This is a genomic window from Proteus sp. G2674 (assembly GCF_009915195.1).
In the GTDB taxonomy this organism is placed as follows: domain Bacteria; phylum Pseudomonadota; class Gammaproteobacteria; order Enterobacterales; family Enterobacteriaceae; genus Proteus; species Proteus mirabilis.
In genome coordinates this window covers 19,074-35,169 of the sequence record NZ_JAABLS010000032.1, presented here as the reverse complement: position 1 = coordinate 35,169, position 16,096 = coordinate 19,074, and the positions used below count along the sequence as shown (strand labels likewise).

The window sequence follows — 16,096 nt, the reverse complement described above, 5'->3', positions numbered from 1 at the left end:
TAATAAAATCATAAAATATTTTATTTCTAATGAATATAAAAACTTCATTTTGATTAAAATAACAACGAAATTATTTTCTGGACAAAAAATATAATAATAGAGAATATTTTTATTCATATATTAATATATAAAATCTTTATTTATTTATATTAAATAGCAGAAAAAGACAATAAAAAAGACCACGTTAATACTGTGGTCTTTTGTAGTTGTTCTTATCCTAATAGGATTAAGCTTTTGTCCAACCTTTGCGAATAGGATACGCAAAGCAGAGTTGATAGAGCTGGTGGATAGCTTTTTGTAACTTTTTCCCGCCTTGTGACCAAAGTATTTGGCTTAATGCACAAGAGAGGAGAGCAACAATAAATGCACCAACCATATCTATTGGCCAATGGACGCCAAGATAGATACGAGCCCAAGCAATCGCAAGACCTAAAATAAGCATCAGCATGCCAATGCGTTTACTGTTATGCCAAAAAAGATAAGCCAGTGCGATAGTAAACACGAAAGTACCATGATTACTAGGGAAGGAAGGCGTTGCCTCATGATCAAGGAAGTTATAACCGATATTGGCTGCAAAAGGGCGAGCATGGGGAGCTATCATACCGATAAACCAAGAGATAGAGAGGGCAATAATCAGAGCGACCCCAGCCTTACAGGCTAAAGTCCTTTGCTGATCAATATGCTTTTCATTTCCCCATAGCCAATAGAAAGCTAAAGACAGAGGGAACAAGTAAACTAAGTATTTAGCAATAAAGATCGCGACATTAATCTCTAAAGGGGAGGCCGAAGGGGTTGCATTCATCAATGAAAATACGGCTAAATTGAGTTGTTCCAGCAAAGTAAGCTCCATATATATCGTGCTGATAGGCAATGTTTATGGTACATAATCAGTCAATCCCACAAGGTTAAATGAGGCTGTGCGCAGGGTAAAGAGTAATTTTCTTATTTAATTGTGCTTTTTTTCAAGAATTGTCAGTTTTTTTTCGCTGACTGACTGAATTAATTAAAAAAACGCTTTACCCTTGAGTAATTGCACTTTTTTATCTATCACCCATATGTTTAAAGGTATTAATCAATGTGGTTTCAAAAAGAGATTTTACTTCAAGCAAAACCGAGAGGATTTCATTTAATCACACAGGCACTGTTGCAAGAATTACCCGAACTCAGACAATACAAAATAGGTATTGCTCATTTTTTTATTCAACATACTTCTGCGTCATTAACCATTAATGAAAACGCCGATCCGACTGTACGCAGTGATTTTGAAAGTTTCTTTAATCGCTGTGTGAAAGAGCATGAAGCTTATTATCTTCACACTTATGAAGGCAGTGATGATATGCCTGCCCATCTTAAAAGTAGTTTACTTGGTCAGAGTGTGTCAGTGCCTATTTGCCAAGGGGAATTAAATTTAGGTACATGGCAGGGGATTTATTTAGGTGAACATAGAAACCACGGTGGGCGTCGTCGTATTGTGGTGACGTTACAAGGAGAGTGTTACTGAATTTTAGGCAATAAAAAACCCGACAGTTATTTCACCAAAAGGGGTTGAAACTATCGGGCTCCTCAATATTTGGGGACATCAAAGAAAAGCAGTGGCACTAATTCAGACTACGAGTTAAAAAGAAAGTTCGCCAATTAATGAAAAAAAATAGAAATATTTTTAGTAAGTGGTCTGAAAAGGGAAAAAACAACGGAGAAAGTAGCAGGTAAAAAAGAATGAAAACGCTAAAACACATTGATAAATAAAGTGTTTTAGCGTTTTAAAAATTAGTTATAGATGCCTAAATGCTCTTTAGCATAAGCTTCAAAATCTGTGCAGCCACCAATGTGTTTTTCATCAATAAAAATTTGTGGCACAGTTTCAACAGGTTTACCGACGGTTTTTGATAAGTCTGCTTTGGTAATACCTTCAGCTTGAATATCCACATAGCGGAAATCAAAGTCATCACGTTTTTCAGACAAGGTTTCAGCAAGTTGTTTAGCTCGGACACAATATGGGCAACCAGGACGACCAAAAATTACAACAAACATACGACACTCCTTATTGAGGAAAAAAAATTCAGGCATAATAGTCTTTATTTGTGAATACTATGCCTTTTTATTCGAATAAACAAAAACAGTTATTGCCTTTTAGTGTAATAAATTATATCAATTTGCTGAATGATGATATAGGACTAGTGCAAGGCGATGAACGGAGACAACATGGAAAAGCCCTCTAAACGGGATATGAAAACACTATCAGATATGCCAAAGCCAATTATTATTATTGAACTAATTGGTATTGTGCTATTGGTTATCGCTTACTTATATATTAATCAATATATGACTTCACCGGAATGGTTAACAACCTATACAGGGCAATTGACCTTGGTTGTTTTAGGGGTGCTTTGTATGATCCCACCTGCAATACATATCGTTTGGCGAGCGATCTATCGTTTAACCTTCTTAGGTATTGATACTAAAGCAACTGAAAATAAAAAGAAAAAGCCACATAACGAAAAATAAATACGCTTTTATTGATGATGAGTGAAAGAGGCTAGGTGACTTAGCCTCTTTGTCACTTGACTTTATTTGTGGCGTTTTTCTATTTATTACTGCCTTCTGGTGAAAAAAAGTGGCAAAATAACGTCAATGCAGAAAAGCACTCTTATTTTTAGCGCGTAAAGGTTATTTAATGGACGCTGTTGTTACTATCGATCTGGATCAGCTGAAATCTTGGCTGGATGAATTACAGATTGCTTTCTATGAATGTGACTCTTGTCAGGCGTTACATTTACCTCATCTTCAATATATCAATGGTATTTTTGATGCTAAAATTGATGTGCTTGATGATGTGCTTGTTTTTACCGCTATTGCTGAATTAAAACCATCAGCGATAGTGCCTGTTATGGCAAATCTTAGTCAAATTAATGCAAGTTCCCTATTTATTAAGACGTTCCTAGAAATTAGCGATGAAAACTTACCGAAATTAGTTTTGAGCCAGTCTTTACCTATTGCTGTGGGACTATCATTTAATCAGTTCGATCTGTTTTTACATAAGGCTGAAGAGCAATCAGCAGAAGTGATCAGTGAGATCTTTAATAATGATTTTCTGTATGGCGAAAGACAAGAAAATGAAGAAGATGAAGATCTAGACATAACATCATCATCAACAGACTCTTCATATACTGTACATTAATTACTATCTATAACGGTCACAAAATCTTATGCAATGCGCACGCTCCAGTGCGGGTGATTGCCACTCTTGTGGGTGGCTTTCTCTTGCTTATTCCGAACAAATTAATCAAAAACAACATAATCTATTAGACTTATTGCCCAAAAACTACGCGTTTACTCAATTAGCGCCGGTAGAAAGCCAACAAGTTAAATTTCGTAATAAAGCGAAAATGGTGGTAAGTGGTAGTGTCGAAAAACCGATTTTAGGGTTACGTAAACCAGAGGGGGAAGGTGTTGATTTATGCCAATGCCCACTCTATCCCGCTTCTTTTGAACCGGTTTTCCCAATATTAAAAACCTTTATTGCCAAAGCAGGATTAGTGCCTTATAACGTGGAACGTCGTCGAGGCGAGCTAAAATTTATTTTATTAACAGAAAGTCGCCACAATCACAGCATGATGCTACGTTTTGTGCTGCGCTCAGAAAAAAAACTGGCGCAACTTCGCCAAGCATTACCATGGTTACAGGCTCAATTACCCCAATTAGCCGTGATTTCGGTGAATATCCAACCTGTCCATATGGCGATATTGGAAGGTGAGCAAGAAATTGTATTAACAGAAAAAACCTTTTTAGATGAATATTTTAATGAGATTCCGTTACATATTCGCCCGAAAGGTTTTTTTCAAACCAATCCCGATGTTGCCGCGTCACTGTATGCAACGGCAGGGCATTGGGTCAAAGAGTTGCAGATAAACCGGTTATGGGATCTCTTTTGTGGCTCAGGGGGGTTTGGCTTACATTGCGCACAAAAAAATACGGAATTAATTGGCATTGAGATTAGCCCAGAAGCGATTGAATGTGCACGTTTATCCGCCAATGAATTAGGGTTAGAGCATGTAGAGTTTCAAGCGCTGGACTCTACTGGTTTTGCTTTAGCAAAAGAGTCTGTTCCTGAATTAGTACTGGTGAATCCGCCACGACGAGGTATTGGCGAAACGTTATGCGACTATTTAAATAGTATGAAGCCTCGTTTTATCCTCTATTCCAGTTGTAATGCTCAAACGATGGCAAAAGATATACAACAACTTTCTCATTATCGTATCGATAGAGTGCAACTGTTTGATATGTTCCCTCATACTGCTCATTATGAAGTGTTGACGCTCTTAGTTTTACAACAAAGTTAAACGCTAATTTAATCGCAATAACATGTTATTGTCGTTAACGCTTGATAATTTTAACTGCACAACTTAATAACCCCCAAAGCGGTTGTTCAACTTTGGGGGTAATTTTAAAGCAAAAAAAGTGGTGTAATGATTTAAGTTACACTAATCACGATGTTCAAAAGCTAAGGCTTTCTTCTCAATTAATCTCATTAACAGTGTCAGTATTCCATTGATAGCTAAATAAATAATGCCTGCAGCAACAAATACCATCACATCATAATTTTGCCCAAAGACTTGTCGGCTATAGCCGGTTAGCTCAAGTAAAGTGATAGTGCTAGCAAGAGAAGTACTCTTGAAAATCAGCACCACTTCATTGGAATAAGAAGAAAGGGCGCGTTTAAAAGCATAAGGTAAGATGACATTCGCTGTTTGTAATGGCGACATACCTAAAGCTTGGCAGGATTGCCATTGTCCAGCAGGTATCGCCCTGACTGCACCGTGGAAAAGGAGTGTTGAATAAGCCGCACTATTTAATGCTAATGTCACCATGGCGCAAAACCAAGGTGTGGATAATAATTCCCACAACAGAGGAAATTCTTTTAATGAGGGGAATTGTCCTGGCCCATAATAGATTAAGAAAAATTGTACCAACAAAGGTGTGCCAGTAAACAATGTAATATAGACTTTTACGATAGGTGAAATAACAGGGACTTTTAATGCCAAAATAAAAGTCATTAATACCGATAACGTAAAGGCGACTAAGAGCGCAACAAAAGTCAGTGATAAACTGGTCGGTAAGCCTGGTAAAATATCAACAATATAATCCCACATTATGAGGCACTCCGTTCAAATCGGGTCGTTCTCATCTCTAACCATTTCAGAATATATTGGCTGACTAATGTAATGGCTAAATAGATAAGTGCAACAATGCTATACCAAGTAAAAGGCTCTTGAGTACGATTGGCAATACTCTGGGTTTGTAGCATTAAATCATTAACGCTAATTAATGAGACTAAAGCGGTATCTTTTAAGAGCACTAACCACTGATTACCGAGTCCGGGTAACGCGTGACGCCACATTTGGGGCATGATAAAGCGGAAAAAAATGGTGATTTTTCCCATACCCAATGCCTGTCCTGCTTCCCACTGTCCGGTTGGCACGGCTTTTAATGCACCACGTAAAGTTTGTGAAGCGTAAGACGCATACAGAAGTGAAAGGGCGATAACACCACAATAGAAAGGTAAAGATTCAGTATCACCAAAGTCAAATTGTAAGGTGAAAGGACCTAATTCAATACCATCCATGAGCATCATGACACCTTGTAAGGTGCCATAATAGACAAAAAGAACCACCAGCATTTCTGGCAGTCCTCTAATTAGTGTTACCCAGCAAGTTCCTAGAAAAGCAAAGGCTTTCCACTTTGCGGATTCCCATGCAGTAAACAGCATGGCTAGAACTAATCCGATAATAAGAGCAGAAATAGCAAGTGTGACCGTAGTCACGGTCGCACCTGCTAGCGTTGTTATTTCATTCATTTATTAAGCTATTGTTGTTATTAACTATAATTATTCAAACCATTTTTTATAAATGACATCATAGGTGCCATCGGCTTTTACTTCAGATAATGCTTTGTTTAATTTATCTTGTAAATCAGCATTACCTTTTCTTACTGCAATAGCAAGGCCTGTACCAAAATAGTTAGGATCAGTGACCTTATCACCAACAATACCTAATTCAGGATTCTTTTTCAGCCATTCATTAACCACAGCGGTATCACCAAAGATAGCCTCGATACGACCATTTTTTAGGTCTAACACGGCATTTTGGTAACTGTCATAAGGCACGGTTTTCATCTCTTTATGTTGTTCATTGATGAATTTCTGATGGGTTGTTCCATTTTGGACACCAATTTGCTTGCCTTTTAAGCTTGCAACATCGGAAATTTTACCTGTAACGGTGATAAAGACCGCTGAGTTGTCATAGTAAGAATCAGTAAAATCTACCTGTTTTTGACGCTCAGGCGTAATATCAATCCCCGCCATTAATGCGTCAAAACGACGGAATTTTAAGCTAGGAATTAAGCTATCAAATGATTGATTGGTAAAAGTACATTCAGCATTAATTTTTTCACACATGGCATTTGCTAAATCTACATCAAAACCAACGATTTGATTGTTTGCATCAATCATTTCAAATGGAGGATAAGTTGCCTCAGTAGCAAAACGAATAGTCTCTTTATCAGCCGCTGTTGCAGAAAGTGTAATACTGGTCAGAAGTGCTGCAAATAATATTTTTTTCATTGTCAGATCCCGATTTAGTGTGACAAGTAATTAGCAAAAGCTTCCGTTTGAGGGGCAGTGAAATGATGATTATCACCTTGCTCTATAATACGGCCGTTTTCCATATATACAACTTTGCTTGCGGCTTTGCGCGCAATTTCAACTTCATGGGTCACAATAACTTGTGTGATCCCTGTTTCAGAAAGCTCTTTTATGATATCAACAACTTGAGCCGTAATTTCTGGATCAAGTGCTGCCGTTGGTTCATCAAATAACAGTACTTGAGGCTCCATCATTAATGCTCTTGCAATGGCAACACGTTGCTGTTGTCCACCGGATAGATGCAGTGGAAAACGTTGTGCATAATCACTTAAACGTAAACGCTCAAGTAATTTCATCGCTTTTTCTTTAGCTTGCGGTTTTGCCAAGCCTAAAACACGACAAGGTGCTTCAATTAAATTATCAAGAACCGTTAAGTGTGGCCATAAATTATATTGCTGAAAAACCATGCCAACATTTTGGCGTAATGTACGAATCGCTTTCGCATTCGGTTGCTGGCCAAAATCAAAATGTAGACCAGCAATGTCTAATTCACCAGAACGAGGCATTTCTAATAAGTTTAGAACCCGCATTAGAGAGCTCTTACCCGCACCACTTGGTCCTAACAGAACCATTGTTTCACCAGCAGAACATTCTAGATTAATATCATAGAGTGCTTGGTGCGAACCGTAGAAACAATTTATATTTTTTAATTGAATACTCATGCGTTTTTTTTGAATAGTCATTAACTGTTTCAAATGATAAAACGATGAGAATAATTATGCAACTAATAGTGCATAAAAAATTGCTTTTTTTACTTAAAAATGGATATTAGGACGATCGCTCGGGCTTTTTAGGTGAATTTTTATCCAATTTATAGGCGCAAGTTGATATGGTTTGAGCCATACCTTTAAAAATAAATAAATGGGCTGGCATCATGGCAAACCAATAAAGTAAACCACTAAAACCAGCAGGATGCCACCAAGCACGGGCATCTAATGAGCGTAGATTACCACTATCGTGAATAGTAAAAGAGAGGCGCCCTAAACCGGGGGCTTTCATACCGAAGAGTAAAGTCAGTTGTTTTTCAGGCTCTAACTTTATTACCCGCCAACCATCAATCATATCACCTAGCGCTAGCGTTTCACGCTGAGGGCGCCCATAAGTGACTTTGTTGCCGACAAGATCATCTAATAAAGCACGTGTTTTCCATAATGCATTACCATAAAAATAACCTTGTTCACCACCAATTTGCTGAACGACATGCCAAAGTGCCGCCGCACTCGCTGGTGTTGACACTGTACATCCGGCATTTTTGGGATAATAGCCATAGCCGGGTTTCCAACGGTTACGTACTTCAGGAGAGTAACCCCAATCTTGATCATCTAAAGCCGCTTCTTCATCTGCGAGTGTTTCTCTGACTGCGTCATCAAAAGAAATTAACTTTTGTGGGATCAGCTTGCGTAAAGAGGCATCTTTAGCGGGAAGATCGTATTTAAGCCCTTGGATAAGCTCCTTGGCGATTGAAGTGGGAACTGAAGTTATTAGACTAATAAACCCAGCAGAAATAATACTGGCGGGGATAGGTAAAGGGATCAGTAATCGTTTTTTGCCGGAGATGTTAATAAAGCGCTCAAAAAGTGTTTGATAGCTAATATATTCAGGGCCACCGGCATCAAAAATGCGGTGTTGATGGGTTGGGTGATGAATAATTTCTGTTAAATAGTAAATTAAATTTTTTAACGCAATAGGGGATGATTTTGAACGCACCCAACGTGGCGGGGTTAATATCGGTAAGTTATATACCATATCTCGCATGATCTCAAAAGCTGCCGAACCGGGGCCGACAATCATAGAGGTGCGGATTTCTGTCACAGGAATAGAGCTGGTTCTAAGTACTTCTCCCGTGAGCTTGCGGGCAACAAGATGGGGAGAGTAGGGTTGATCTTTATGTTGGAGCGCACTTAAAAAAATAATTTGTTTAACGTCACTCTCTTCTAAAGCATCGACGACGTTCAATGCCGCTTGGCGCTCTTGTTCGATAAGGTTATGGGCATCTCCCATACTGTGTACAAGGTAATACACAACATCCGTATTACGGATGACATCTCGTAATGTTTTGGGATCGTGTAAATCAACAAATACACAGCGTGTATTTTGCCACCCTTGCGACATCATCCAATCGACTCTACGAGCTCCGGCGGTGACTTGATGGCCTTGTGCTATTAAGGCAGGAATAAGATTTTGTCCAATATGTCCACTGGCACCTAATACCAATACACGCTGTTGATTCATCGTTAACCCACTGTAAGAAAAGACGTAATAATACTATTGTTACAAAATTTTCTATGAAGTAAAGAACGCCATTAAGATTGGTGTGACCAAACTTAATACGAAACCATGCACAATTGCAGCAGGAACTATGGCAACCCCTCCACTGCGTTGTAATACAGGTAGCGTAAAGTCCATAGAAGTTGAACCACAAATACCTAATGCCGTATTTCTATAACGATTAACAATAATGGGGATTAGCATGATAGCGGCTAATTCACGCATTAAGTCATTAAAGAAAGCGGTACTACCAATTACCGGGCCAAACGCATCGGTTAATACGATCCCCGATAAAGAATACCAACCATAACCAGAGGCTATCGCTAATCCCATTTTTGTGGGTAATCCGAGTAAATAAGCCGCTAATGCACCACCTGCAAGGGCACTTATTGCCATCACTATTGCAATGGTAGTACCGCGACGATTAATTAAGATCTGCTTTGGACTCATGCCACTATTACGTAATTGTAGACCAACAAGCCATAATAAAAAGATAAGTGCGCCTTGGCTGGCTTGAGATGCATAACTAAAAATTGACCATCCGGTTAAACCGACAAAAAAACCTACTACCACTACACCACAAAGTTGTAGTGATTCGAGTACCATTTTGATACGTGAAGGGGGCTTAGCTTGTTTATGTGCAGGGACATGCCAGGGATCTTTTTTATCCAGCAACCATAAAAACAGCAGATTGGCACCAAAAGTACAGATAAAGAAGACACTGGCATAGGCAAGGATAGAAAATAAATTTTCACCAATATTATCTAACATGGCTAAGCTAACCCCCATTAAAAAGAGGATCACATAAACCATTGCACTAAGTAAACGGTTAGCCAATTGAAGCAAAGGGCGATTGTTTAACTTAATCAAATACCCTATAAACAGGGGCAATAGGATAATCAATAACCCTGATAGCATTTCTATTCCTTACTGAGTGTTGTCAAAATTATAAAATAAACTAATAACGCGAATTGCATTATAACATTTGCTAATAGTTATGTGGATATAGAAACCGCGATAAGTTGAAAATTTTTATTACAGAAGAAGAGCCTAGCACGATCTGATTAATATAGCCTTAATTGTTTGAAAAATGAGCTAATTAGTTATGTGTCGAATAGTTGAGTAAATTTTATTACGCTCATGAGGAACTGTGTTTTAATAAAAATAAGTCATTAAGTAAAATTATTATCAGAAAGCGTATAAAGTTGATAGAGATGCAATAGATGAACCATAACAACTGAGTTGCGACCTGAGAGGGAATTTATGTATTTAGAAAGAGTGGAAATAGCAGGATTTCGGGGGCTTAATCGCCTTTCTCTCCCCCTTGATATGAATACGGTTTTGGTTGGCGAAAATGCATGGGGTAAAACTTCATTACTTGATGCGTTAACTTTGAGTTTGGGGATCGAAACTTATCAATATGCTTTTACAGCAGAAGATTTTCATCGTTTACCTAATGAGCCAGAAAACAGTAAAAAAAACCTACAAATTATTCTGACTTTTACCGAATCACGTCCTGGTCGTCATCGCTCGTATCGTTTTCGTAAATTAGCACCCGTATGGATAGCTAATGGGGACGCTCGTAAGCATATTTATTACCGTATTAGTGCAGAATTAGATGAGCAGCAAAATGTCAAAACCTTTCGTTATTTTCTGGATAAAGAAGGTAAACAGATCCGTTTAGCGAATGGACAGACCAAAGCGATTATTGCTGAAATTGTGCGCCTTTATCCAGTATTGCGCTTACAGGATGCGCGTTTTATACCTAATTTAACAACAGAAGTTATTGACTCTCATAATGAGCCTCATCGTGAAGCATTTAATAATAAGATGAGTGAATTAACGAAAGCATTAATTAATAACCCAGACAATTTATCAGATGAAGATTTACGTGAAGGGTTAGATGCAATGCAACAGTTATTAGGACACTATTTTGCTGATCACGGTGCGCTACTGTTTAAATCTCATTGGAAACATCGTAAAGTCAGTGAGCCACATATTCGAGGATGGCATGCACTAGAAAATATTAATAAGATTTTAGCGAAACCTAATCAGCGCAATATCCGCTTAATTATTTTAGGTATGTTCTCTTCTATTTTACAGTCACGAGGCAGTGTCGAACTTGATCCTTATGCAAGACCGATAGTGATTGTAGAAAACCCTGAAACTCGCTTACACCCTATTATGCTTTCTGTGGCATGGGGATTATTAAATCTCTTTTCTTTGCAACGCATTACGACAACCAATTCAGGGGAGTTACTCTCCTTAGCGCCACTACAAAGTGTTTGTCGATTAGTACGTGATACAGATAAAGTTGCCGCTTATCGACTTGGCGACAAACAACTTCATGCAGAAGAAGAGCGTCGTATCTCTTTTCATATTCGTTATAACCGACCTTCTGCACTCTTTGCTCGTTGTTGGTTATTGGTCGAAGGGGAAACGGAAATCTGGCTAATGAACGAATTAGCCAGACAATGTAACTACTTCTTTGAATCTGAAGGGATCAAAGTCATTGAGTTTGCGCAGTGCGGACTTAAGCCACTGTTAAAGTATGCTACCTATATGGGTATAGAATGGCATACGTTGGTTGATGGCGATGAGGCGGGTAAAAAATACGCCGCCACCGTTAAAGAATTTGCCGCAAAAAGAAATGATGCGGAGCGTGACCGATTAACACGATTACCAGCATTAGATATGGAACACTATTTATATAAAGAGGGTTTTCGCAATGTCTATCATGAGGTTGCGGGTGTTCCTGATAATGAAAAATGGCCAGTAAGACGTGTGATCATAAAAGCGATACAACGTTCATCAAAGCCTGATCTTGCCTTAACGGTTGCTAATAATGCTGCACAACGAGGTATTGATGCTATTCCTACTTTATTAAAGGTGATGTTTTCTCGGGTAGCATGGCTTGCGAGAGGAAAAGCTAATTAAGCCATTGTTTCTATGCTTCTATTTATAGGAGCATAGATATCTCATTGTGTTTTTATTATCGAAAAAGTTAAGGGTGATTTTAGGTCATTACCAACAGGACTTTATTTTTTATTTCACTCTTATTGTATAAGAAGGATATTTCATGGCTTTTTTCCTAACTAAAAAGCAAGGGAAGATTATAGCTGCTATTTTGATTTTTATTGCCATAGGCTTATTTTTTTTCTGGCCGAAAGAGCATTTACCTAGTTATCAAACACAAAAAATTACTCGTGGGGAGCTTTCCAAAGAAGTCACAGCAACGGGCAAATTAGATGCGGTACGTAAAGTCGATGTTGGTGCGCAGGTGAGTGGTCAGCTACAAACCTTATATGTAAAAGAAGGGGATATAGTAAAAAAAGGCGATCTGCTGGCGATTATTGATCCGAAAAAAGCACAAAATGAGGTCGCGGAATCTCAAGAAACGAATAATGAACTGACGGCTAATTTACAGCAAGCTAAAGCCGAATTACGTTTGGCGCAATTGACTTATCAACGTCAATTAAAGCTGATTGGCACACATGTTATAGCCCAAGAAGAGCTTGATCGCACTAAAACAGACGTTGAAGTCAAAAAAGCGCGAGTGGCGACTTATGAAGCACAAATTAGAAAAAATCAGGCAACACTGGATACCGCAAGAACTAATTTGCAATATACCCGTATTACTGCGCCGATGGATGGTGTGGTCACTTTTATCAAAACCCTTGAAGGGCAGACAGTCATTGCAGCTCAAGAAGCACCAACCATATTAACATTAGCTGATTTAGATACCATGTTAGTAAAAGCCGAAGTTTCTGAGGCGGATGTTATCTATTTAAAACCCGATCTCAAAGCCTCTTTTACTGTGTTAGGAGCACCAGATAAAGCCTTCAATGGTAAGTTAAAAGATATTTTACCCACACCTGAAAAAATCAATGATGCGATTTTTTACTATGCACGTTTTGAAGTCCCCAATGAACAACATTTGTTGCGTTTACAAATGACGGCACAAGTTAAAATTCTCCTTGAGCATAAAAAAGATATTCTCTTAGTGCCATTGTCAGCATTAGGGGAAGATGTGGGCATAAATGAATATCAAGTAGAGGTTCTCGTCAATGGGCAGCCTGAAAAACGCGTAGTTAAAATCGGTATTCGTACAGATGTTTATGCAGAAGTCATTAGTGGATTAAATGAAAATGATGACGTGATCCTCGGTGAGATTGCAGGAGAGTCATAATGTCTGCATTACTAGAGCTCAACAACGTAAGCCGTTTATATACCAATGGTGAAGAAGACACGGTGGTACTGGATCAGATTTCACTGACGATTAATGCTGGGGAAATGGTCGCGATTATTGGTGCATCAGGCTCTGGAAAATCAACGCTAATGAACATATTAGGTTGCTTAGATAAGCCAAGCAGCGGTGAATATAAAGTGGCTGGGCAATGTGTTGCAGATATGGAAAGTGACCAACTGGCTGCGCTACGCCGTGAACATTTTGGCTTTATTTTTCAACGCTACCATTTGATGGCGCATTTAACTGCTGAGCAAAATGTGGAGATCCCCGCCATATATGCAGGTAAAAGTACAGAGCAAAGAAAAGAGCGTGCCCGTGCGCTATTAACTCGCCTTGGTTTAGTAGAGCGTATTCACTATCGGCCAAGTCAGCTTTCCGGAGGTCAACAGCAAAGAGTCAGTATTGCCCGCGCATTAATGAATGGCGGAGAAGTGATCCTTGCCGATGAGCCAACGGGGGCATTAGATAGCCAATCGGGTAAAGAGGTAATGGCTATCTTAAAGCAATTAAATCAACAAGGGCATACGGTGATTATTGTCACTCACGATCCATTAATTGCCCAACAAGCCGATCGTATTATTGAAATTAAAGATGGTCAAATTATTAGCGATAATAATAATCACCATTCTGTACCAGTGAAAAAGGCACCACCTGCGATCCAAACCGCCTCTTATTTTCATCAAGTCATTGGGCGTTTTACGCAAGCATTAAATATGGCTTGGCGAGCAATGGTGGTGAATAAAATTCGTACCTTGCTGACAATGTTGGGGATCATTATTGGGATTGCCTCTGTTGTCACCATTATTGTTATTGGCGATGCTGCCAAAGATAGGGTATTAGCAGATATAAAAGCGATTGGCGCCAATACCATTGATATCTATCCGGGTAAGGAGCTTGGTAGTGATTCACCAGAAGATAAACAATCCTTAACCATTCAAGATGTTGATGCGTTAAAACAGCAATCTTATATACAATCAGTTACACCACAGATTTACTTTAGCTCTCGATTACGTCGTGGTAATCAAGATGCGCCGGCAACAGTTTCTGGTGTTAACGAGGATTATTTTTCAGTGTATGCGTTGAAATTTGCACAGGGGAGCACTTTTACGCCTGATATGATCCATCGCCAAGCGCAAGTAGTCGTTATTGATGAAAATACTCGTCATCGTTTTTTCCCGAATAAACAAGCGGTGATTGGTGAGCAAATTATTATTCGTAATATTCCTTCTACTATCATAGGGGTGGTTGCAGAGCAAAAATCCACTTTTGGTGATAATAAGTCATTACGTGTCTGGGTGCCTTACAGTACGCTAAGTAGTCGAATTTATAACCGTAGTTATTTAGATAACATCACGGTAAAAGTAAAAGAGGGCTATGATGCGAGTGTTGCTGAGCAACAAATTCTCCGCTTATTAACGATCCGACATGGTAAAAAAGATATTTTTACTTATAACATTGATAGCTTTATTAAAGCGGCTGAAAAAACCACGCAAACTATGCAACTGTTTTTAACCTTGGTGGCGGTTATTTCGCTGGTGGTAGGGGGGATTGGCGTGATGAATATCATGTTGGTTTCTGTTACAGAAAGAACCCGAGAAATTGGTATTCGTATGGCGGTAGGTGCAAGAGCCAGCGATGTTATGCAACAATTTTTAATTGAGTCAGTACTGGTGTGTTTGGTGGGAGGATTATTAGGTATTAGCCTCTCATTTGCGATTGCTATGTTTGCCAGCATGATGCTACCCAATTGGCATTTTGTGTTCCAGCCCACGGCACTGATAAGTGCTTTTGCTTGCTCTACAGCAATTGGGGTTATTTTTGGTTTTTTACCGGCGAGAAATGCGGCCAAAATGAACCCTATTGATGCCTTAGCGAGAGAGTAAAATAGCGGTAGTCTATAAAAGATCAAAAGCCCTATCTTTCAAAAGATAAGGGCTTTTATTGGTATGATAATGTGAGCGTCATTTTCTGTTTAAAGTGTGAAAATGGACGAAATAAGGGGCGAGAGCGGATAAAATATTATCCACATCATACTTACTTAACCATTATTCGATAATAGGAATGATAAGATCAGCATGATCCCCTTTAGGTCCTTTTATTGTGCTATAATTAACTTTCTGACCCGCTTTCAGTGTGCGGTAGCCTTCCATTCTTATTGATGAATAATGGGCAAAAATATCTTCGCCACCTGCGGCAGGGGTAATGAAACCAAAACCCTTAGCGTTGTTAAACCACTTAACTGTACCTGTCTCCATACTTAGCTTCTCTCATATACTTGTCTTTATTTACTTAACATTACTTTCAGTATATTTACTGAGCTGTTCATAAAACATACTCTAATTAATTGTTTCAATCGTCAAGGGGGAGATGAGCAAGAAAATGTTCCGAGTAGGTGAAACTTTGATGTAGCTAACGCTTTGTTATTTATTTTGGTAGAAAAAGAGTTAATAAAAAACCGTTGATAGGCAGACTTTCCTATGAGATGGTAAACTGAATGTCATAGTGAGTCGTGACGTTTAACAAACCAATGAGTAACACATAACAATGGGTCAGTTTGATTTTTTAACAGAAACCACACTAGGGGAGAAGGTCTCTCAGTTAAATGAGCCACCTGCGATGTATAAGGTGATCTTGAATAATGATGATTACACCCCCATGGATTTTGTTGTAGAAGTATTAACAATGTATTTTTTTCTTAACGAAGAAAAAGCCACACAAATTATGTTGGACGTTCATCATAAAGGGAAGGGAGTGTGTGGTGTCTATAGTGCGGATATCGCTGAAACTAAAGTTGCACAAGTGAATCAATACGCCAGAGAAAATGGCCATCCACTTTTGTGTACACTGGAAAAAGCGTAGTCCGGTGAGTCTTTTAAGGA

Annotated in this window: 17 protein-coding genes; 8 read left to right on the top strand and 9 right to left on the bottom strand. The window is 38.8% G+C overall.

Annotated features, from left to right (window positions below; genetic code table 11):
- Positions 1-226: 226 nt before the first annotated feature.
- Positions 227-838 (bottom strand): undecaprenyl-diphosphate phosphatase, encoded by a 612-nt coding sequence (gene ybjG, locus GWI58_RS13705; RefSeq protein ID WP_161769284.1) that lies wholly within the window; start codon positions 836-838, stop codon positions 227-229.
- Between the two features lie 237 nt (positions 839-1,075).
- Between ybjG and GWI58_RS13700 the strand changes: the two genes are divergently transcribed.
- The gene (locus GWI58_RS13700) at positions 1,076-1,501 is read left to right on the top strand and encodes a secondary thiamine-phosphate synthase enzyme YjbQ (protein WP_004252055.1); all 426 of its coding nucleotides are present in this window, start codon (positions 1,076-1,078) and stop codon (positions 1,499-1,501) included.
- A 266-nt stretch (positions 1,502-1,767) separates the two neighbouring features.
- Here the strand turns inward: GWI58_RS13700 and GWI58_RS13695 are convergent, their stop codons facing one another.
- Positions 1,768-2,031 (bottom strand): GrxA family glutaredoxin, encoded by a 264-nt coding sequence (locus GWI58_RS13695; RefSeq protein ID WP_004244541.1) that lies wholly within the window; start codon positions 2,029-2,031, stop codon positions 1,768-1,770.
- Positions 2,032-2,202: 171 nt separating this feature from the next.
- Between GWI58_RS13695 and GWI58_RS13690 the strand changes: the two genes are divergently transcribed.
- From GWI58_RS13690 to rlmC, 3 genes are all read left to right on the top strand, one after another.
- Positions 2,203-2,505, top strand: a complete 303-nt coding sequence (locus GWI58_RS13690; RefSeq protein WP_004247610.1) for a YbjC family protein — start codon at positions 2,203-2,205, stop codon at positions 2,503-2,505.
- 169 nt (positions 2,506-2,674) lie between these two features.
- On the top strand, positions 2,675-3,178 hold the full coding sequence (locus tag GWI58_RS13685) for a YbjN domain-containing protein (RefSeq protein ID WP_004244546.1): 504 nt from the start codon (positions 2,675-2,677) through the stop codon (positions 3,176-3,178).
- Positions 3,179-3,206: 28 nt separating this feature from the next.
- On the top strand, positions 3,207-4,340 hold the full coding sequence (gene rlmC, locus GWI58_RS13680) for a 23S rRNA (uracil(747)-C(5))-methyltransferase RlmC (protein ID WP_124725661.1): 1,134 nt from the start codon (positions 3,207-3,209) through the stop codon (positions 4,338-4,340).
- Between the two features lie 141 nt (positions 4,341-4,481).
- Here rlmC and artM read toward each other — a convergent pair whose 3' ends face one another.
- From artM to GWI58_RS13650, 6 genes are all read right to left on the bottom strand, one after another.
- Entirely contained in the window at positions 4,482-5,150 is a 669-nt protein-coding gene (artM, locus tag GWI58_RS13675) for an arginine ABC transporter permease ArtM (protein WP_012367697.1), read from the bottom strand.
- Positions 5,150-5,854, bottom strand: coding sequence for an arginine ABC transporter permease ArtQ (gene artQ / locus GWI58_RS13670; protein WP_004244549.1), 705 nt, complete (start codon positions 5,852-5,854; stop codon positions 5,150-5,152). The genes artM and artQ overlap by 1 nt, the downstream gene beginning before the upstream one ends.
- Before the next feature lie 30 nt (positions 5,855-5,884).
- Positions 5,885-6,619, bottom strand: a complete 735-nt coding sequence (gene artJ, locus GWI58_RS13665) for an arginine ABC transporter substrate-binding protein (protein ID WP_004244550.1) — start codon at positions 6,617-6,619, stop codon at positions 5,885-5,887.
- Positions 6,620-6,633: 14 nt separating this feature from the next.
- Entirely contained in the window at positions 6,634-7,362 is a 729-nt protein-coding gene (gene artP, locus GWI58_RS13660) for an arginine ABC transporter ATP-binding protein ArtP (protein WP_012367698.1), read from the bottom strand.
- 106 nt (positions 7,363-7,468) lie between these two features.
- Positions 7,469-8,932, bottom strand: coding sequence for a DUF2867 domain-containing protein (locus GWI58_RS13655; protein WP_161769283.1), 1,464 nt, complete (start codon positions 8,930-8,932; stop codon positions 7,469-7,471).
- Between the two features lie 51 nt (positions 8,933-8,983).
- Entirely contained in the window at positions 8,984-9,886 is a 903-nt protein-coding gene (locus GWI58_RS13650) for a lysine exporter LysO family protein (protein ID WP_049197229.1), read from the bottom strand.
- A 345-nt stretch (positions 9,887-10,231) separates the two neighbouring features.
- Between GWI58_RS13650 and GWI58_RS13645 the strand changes: the two genes are divergently transcribed.
- From GWI58_RS13645 to macB, 3 genes are all read left to right on the top strand, one after another.
- Positions 10,232-11,905 carry an ATP-dependent nuclease gene (locus GWI58_RS13645; RefSeq protein WP_094959751.1) on the top strand — a complete coding sequence of 558 codons (1,674 nt, stop codon included), beginning with the start codon at positions 10,232-10,234 and terminating at the stop codon, positions 11,903-11,905.
- Positions 11,906-12,047: 142 nt separating this feature from the next.
- The gene (gene macA, locus GWI58_RS13640) at positions 12,048-13,157 is read left to right on the top strand and encodes a macrolide transporter subunit MacA (RefSeq protein ID WP_094959750.1); all 1,110 of its coding nucleotides are present in this window, start codon (positions 12,048-12,050) and stop codon (positions 13,155-13,157) included.
- Entirely contained in the window at positions 13,157-15,100 is a 1,944-nt protein-coding gene (gene macB / locus GWI58_RS13635) for a macrolide ABC transporter ATP-binding protein/permease MacB (protein ID WP_161769282.1), read from the top strand. Before macA ends, macB begins: the two co-directional genes overlap by 1 nt.
- Positions 15,101-15,262: 162 nt before the next feature.
- Here macB and cspD read toward each other — a convergent pair whose 3' ends face one another.
- The gene (gene cspD / locus GWI58_RS13630) at positions 15,263-15,472 is read right to left on the bottom strand and encodes a cold shock domain-containing protein CspD (RefSeq protein ID WP_004244557.1); all 210 of its coding nucleotides are present in this window, start codon (positions 15,470-15,472) and stop codon (positions 15,263-15,265) included.
- Positions 15,473-15,761: 289 nt separating this feature from the next.
- On the opposite strand from cspD, the gene clpS reads away from it, so the two are divergent.
- Positions 15,762-16,076 (top strand): ATP-dependent Clp protease adapter ClpS, encoded by a 315-nt coding sequence (gene clpS, locus GWI58_RS13625; RefSeq protein WP_004244558.1) that lies wholly within the window; start codon positions 15,762-15,764, stop codon positions 16,074-16,076.
- Positions 16,077-16,096 lie beyond the last annotated feature (20 nt).

What these genes read in the sequence shown, in the direction of transcription:
- GWI58_RS13700 (WP_004252055.1), top strand. Translation starts at nt 1,076, where the DNA reads ATGTGGTTTCAAAAAGAGATTTTACTTCAAGCAAAACCGAGAGGATTT.
- GWI58_RS13695 (WP_004244541.1), bottom strand. Translation starts at nt 2,031, where the DNA reads ATGTTTGTTGTAATTTTTGGTCGTCCTGGTTGCCCATATTGTGTCCGA.
- GWI58_RS13690 (WP_004247610.1), top strand. Translation starts at nt 2,203, where the DNA reads ATGGAAAAGCCCTCTAAACGGGATATGAAAACACTATCAGATATGCCA.
- GWI58_RS13685 (WP_004244546.1), top strand. Translation starts at nt 2,675, where the DNA reads ATGGACGCTGTTGTTACTATCGATCTGGATCAGCTGAAATCTTGGCTG.
- rlmC (WP_124725661.1), top strand. Translation starts at nt 3,207, where the DNA reads ATGCAATGCGCACGCTCCAGTGCGGGTGATTGCCACTCTTGTGGGTGG.
- artM (WP_012367697.1), bottom strand. Translation starts at nt 5,150, where the DNA reads ATGTGGGATTATATTGTTGATATTTTACCAGGCTTACCGACCAGTTTA.
- artQ (WP_004244549.1), bottom strand. Translation starts at nt 5,854, where the DNA reads ATGAATGAAATAACAACGCTAGCAGGTGCGACCGTGACTACGGTCACA.
- artJ (WP_004244550.1), bottom strand. Translation starts at nt 6,619, where the DNA reads ATGAAAAAAATATTATTTGCAGCACTTCTGACCAGTATTACACTTTCT.
- artP (WP_012367698.1), bottom strand. Translation starts at nt 7,362, where the DNA reads ATGAGTATTCAATTAAAAAATATAAATTGTTTCTACGGTTCGCACCAA.
- GWI58_RS13655 (WP_161769283.1), bottom strand. Translation starts at nt 8,932, where the DNA reads ATGAATCAACAGCGTGTATTGGTATTAGGTGCCAGTGGACATATTGGA.
- GWI58_RS13650 (WP_049197229.1), bottom strand. Translation starts at nt 9,886, where the DNA reads ATGCTATCAGGGTTATTGATTATCCTATTGCCCCTGTTTATAGGGTAT.
- GWI58_RS13645 (WP_094959751.1), top strand. Translation starts at nt 10,232, where the DNA reads ATGTATTTAGAAAGAGTGGAAATAGCAGGATTTCGGGGGCTTAATCGC.
- macA (WP_094959750.1), top strand. Translation starts at nt 12,048, where the DNA reads ATGGCTTTTTTCCTAACTAAAAAGCAAGGGAAGATTATAGCTGCTATT.
- macB (WP_161769282.1), top strand. Translation starts at nt 13,157, where the DNA reads ATGTCTGCATTACTAGAGCTCAACAACGTAAGCCGTTTATATACCAAT.
- cspD (WP_004244557.1), bottom strand. Translation starts at nt 15,472, where the DNA reads ATGGAGACAGGTACAGTTAAGTGGTTTAACAACGCTAAGGGTTTTGGT.
- clpS (WP_004244558.1), top strand. Translation starts at nt 15,762, where the DNA reads ATGGGTCAGTTTGATTTTTTAACAGAAACCACACTAGGGGAGAAGGTC.